We start from the raw sequence: 3,369 nt of genomic DNA, 5'->3' as shown, positions 1-3,369 counted from the left end.
CCCCTTCGCCATGAAATTATAGTTATAAAAGGTGTATAAGTTACTTATGCACCTTTATTTCTTTTTTATTTTTATCTATTTGAATTTAGTTAAGTAAAAATTCAGGTAGGCAAACTTACAATAGCACCTATCTCCTATTGTTCCCTTGATATGTTGATGTAGTTTTTTCCAGCCCAACTTGGGCTGGATTTTTTTTGCCTGTAATAAAAGATTTTTGAGTTAATTCCAGCTTCCCTATCCTCACCCTAGTACCAATGATGTGCGCATGTTAAAGTTAACAAAGCGATTAACTAATTTTTTAACTAGGCATATCAATGCGTTTTTATTTTTTACTATTTATTGTATTTATTGGTGTTTTTTCATCTGCGGTGCAAGCTGCTGATAAAAACACCGCAGCACTCAACGAGCAACAACAGCGTGAATTAGCACAGCTAGAAGCCCCTTTGTACAAACCATTACTTGAACGTTATATTCTCGACGAATTAAAGTCGGTTCGCCAAGATCAACAAAAACTGCGTGAAGACGTGACCAAACAAGTTACGCATGCACAGTTAGACACCGCCGATCGGGCGCTTACCTACACCACAGATACCATTAATAATGTATTTTTTATTATTACCGCCACCGCGTCTATTTTGGTATTAGTGGGCTGGAACTCGTTACGTGATGTAAAGAACAAAGTAGAAGATATAGTAAACACCCGAGTGAGTGTTATTACTGATGAGTATGAAGATCGCTTGAAAATATTAGAAGAAAAACTGCGAGCACGCTCTGAAGAAATACTCAGTAACCAAGAACGCATATCAATCACTAATGAAGTTCATTCGTTATGGATGCGAGCCAACCTTGAAAGTGATATTGCGAATAAAATTGAAATATTCGATGAAATTTTAAAACGTAAACCAGAAGATGTAGAAGCCATTGCCTACAAAGCGGATGCTTTACTAGAATTAAATGAGACTGAGCAAGCTATTGAGCTTTGTAATCAAGCAATTGATATAGATAGCGACTATGGTTACGCATACTGGCAGCGCGCCTGTGCGTATGCTTTAACGCATGAGCATGCAGATGCCCTAGCCGATATAAAAATGTCGCTTGAATACTCACCCAACTTACGAAATGAGCTACTTCATGAAAGTGCCTTTGCCAGTCTGCATGATAACGACAGCTTTAATGCGATAGTTTCAAACGAAGCCTAAACTTCGTAGCCTACAGGGAGGGTGGTAAAAAGCGTGAGCAGAACGCGAAAGTTTTGCTCAGTTTTTACTTATTATTACAAGGATGTAAGCCAGTAGAATAACTTAGGCGCAGTTATCGACCCCACTAGGTTAGAAGCTCGCGCCGCAATTAAACTGCCTCTAGATTAAACAAATATCAATCTACAAAGGTCAATAGAGCTTAGCGTTTAAAGTATAAGTCTATTGACTTAGTAAGCAGCTCGTCGAGCTGCTCTTCAAAGTCTTCTATGTTGATTTCAAAATGATTTAAATACGCTTTAGCCTGCACTTGAGATAAGTTGCGGTTTTTAACGCTGTATTGCCGCTCATCTTTTTGCTTGTCGTATCGAGGTAAAAATAATAACTGCGCATAATAAGGCGACTTAATATGCTTGTTCGCAAAGCGACAAAAGTCTTCAATGTGGTCTGCGCCCTCAGGGCCTAAACAGCCGGGCTCTACACGATACATTACACGAATTTTTTTCTCGTCACTTAGCTGCATAATTAATAATTACCTAAAAAATAATACCCTAACCACTTTGCCATCTTTAATTTGATAGCTTGAAATAAGCTCTGAACGTTTATCTATCACGTTCGGATCGTTAGAGCAGGTTTCTGATAGCTCATGGTCAATCACAATGTCACCATGCACAATACGCTTAATAGGTGATGAGTGAAGACACTTTAGCTTTTTAAACATAATGCCATAACGCGCAATTAATTTTTCTTTACCTTTAAATAATAGCTCATTCGGGAAAATATAAAACTCAACATCTTCATCATACATACGAATAAATTCTTCAATGTTACGCGCGTTGTAGGCTTTAACTAATTGCTCTATAACAGCAAGTGACTCACGAGACTGTTTTGCTTTGGCTTGTTGCCTTGCTGTAAGTGCCTCTTTTGCTTGCGTCACTGCTTGCTCAGCCTCGACGACCGCTTGTGCTTTATCTACTTTACTTTTAGGCTGTTCAACCGGCTTCGTTGATTCGCTGCCAAGTACTTTAGAATCATCTGCAGTCACTTTCTTTACATCGGGTTGTTTAGGTATGTTAGCCTCTTGAGTTAACGTATCAAGTGCATCTTGTTGCGGCTGTACTTTTTCTGGCTGTGTCAGTTCAGCATTGTTTGATGATGCCGATTGCTCTATGGCATGACAGTTTAATGTGAAAGCGGCGAATAAACACGCATATATAATGAATGAAGGTTTCATGGTTTTCCTAAGTACAAAGACAAAATGCAATTAACGCGCAACATAGCAAATTTTACCCTCATGAGATAGTTATTATAGCGTTATAGCTCATTACCAATACTGCTCAACCGTAATATGCCCCGGCTCTTTTCGACGATTACGCTTATAGTTTTGAGCCACTAATAACTCACTGGTATCTTTAACCATTTGCGGATTACCACACAACATAAACTGCGCATTATTGGGAGTAGCACACAGCCCCACATGTTCAGATAGCGCGTTATTTTCTATCACTGTGGTTATTCGCCCAGCTAAACCTTGTAAAGGCTCCTCACGGCTAACTACTGGCACATAATTAAGCTGCCTTGGATGAGCCTTTAATAACTTATTAATTAGCTCCTGATAGCTTAAATCGCTATTTAGGCGAACCCCATGCACTAAGTTGATATGTTTGTATTTTTGCCATACCTCACTTTGCTGCAATATAGATAAAAACGGGCCAATAGCGGTGCCGGTGCTAAGCATCCAAAGTTGTTCACTCGCTGGCACTTCGTCAAGGGTAAAAAAACCGCTAGCGCGGCGCTCTATTAGTACAGTGTCACCTGGGGTTAGTTGTGCTAAATGCGATGACAATTGGCCATCGACTACATTAATTAAATAAAATTCTAAATTTGGATCATCTGGTGCGTTAACATACGAGTAAGCACGAGCAATGCGTTTTTCACCGTCCATAACAGAGAGCTTTGTAAATTGCCCTGCTTTAAACGGTTCTACATCGGCGTTAACCGTTAAGCTAAATAACGATTCATTCCACCATTTAACTGACTTTACTGTGGCATCAATCCAATTAGACATAATTACTCCAGAGTGTAAAACGTGTTTTAGCTATCAGCTATCAGCTATCAGCTATCAGCTATCAGCTATCAGCTATCAGCTATCAGCTATCAGCTATCAGCTATC

4 protein-coding genes are annotated in these 3,369 nt (G+C 39.4%); 1 reads left to right on the top strand and 3 read right to left on the bottom strand.

Features of this window, described 5'->3' with window-relative positions:
• Positions 1 to 314 precede the first annotated feature (314 nt).
• Positions 315 to 1,199, top strand: a complete 885-nt coding sequence (locus tag QL984_RS18275) for a tetratricopeptide repeat protein (protein WP_138764046.1) — start codon at positions 315 to 317, stop codon at positions 1,197 to 1,199.
• Between the two features lie 199 nt (positions 1,200 to 1,398).
• Here the strand turns inward: QL984_RS18275 and QL984_RS18270 are convergent, their stop codons facing one another.
• The 3 genes from QL984_RS18270 to QL984_RS18260 form a co-directional block, all read right to left on the bottom strand.
• Positions 1,399 to 1,719: a hypothetical protein gene (locus tag QL984_RS18270; protein ID WP_008467890.1), complete on the bottom strand. Its 321-nt coding sequence runs from the start codon at positions 1,717 to 1,719 to the stop codon at positions 1,399 to 1,401.
• A gap of 9 nt (positions 1,720 to 1,728) precedes the next feature.
• Positions 1,729 to 2,430, bottom strand: a complete 702-nt coding sequence (locus tag QL984_RS18265; protein WP_028834673.1) for a nuclear transport factor 2 family protein — start codon at positions 2,428 to 2,430, stop codon at positions 1,729 to 1,731.
• Between the two features lie 90 nt (positions 2,431 to 2,520).
• Complete coding sequence (locus QL984_RS18260; protein ID WP_138764045.1) at positions 2,521 to 3,264, bottom strand: ferredoxin--NADP reductase; 744 nt, start codon at positions 3,262 to 3,264, stop codon at positions 2,521 to 2,523.
• Positions 3,265 to 3,369: the final 105 nt, after the last annotated feature.

The sequence above is a fragment of the Pseudoalteromonas sp. APC 3495 genome, assembly GCF_030407645.1.
Taxonomy (GTDB): Bacteria; Pseudomonadota; Gammaproteobacteria; order Enterobacterales; family Alteromonadaceae; genus Pseudoalteromonas; species Pseudoalteromonas tetraodonis.
Note: the sequence above shows the minus strand (reverse complement) of the source record. Positions and strands in the feature narration are given on the sequence as shown.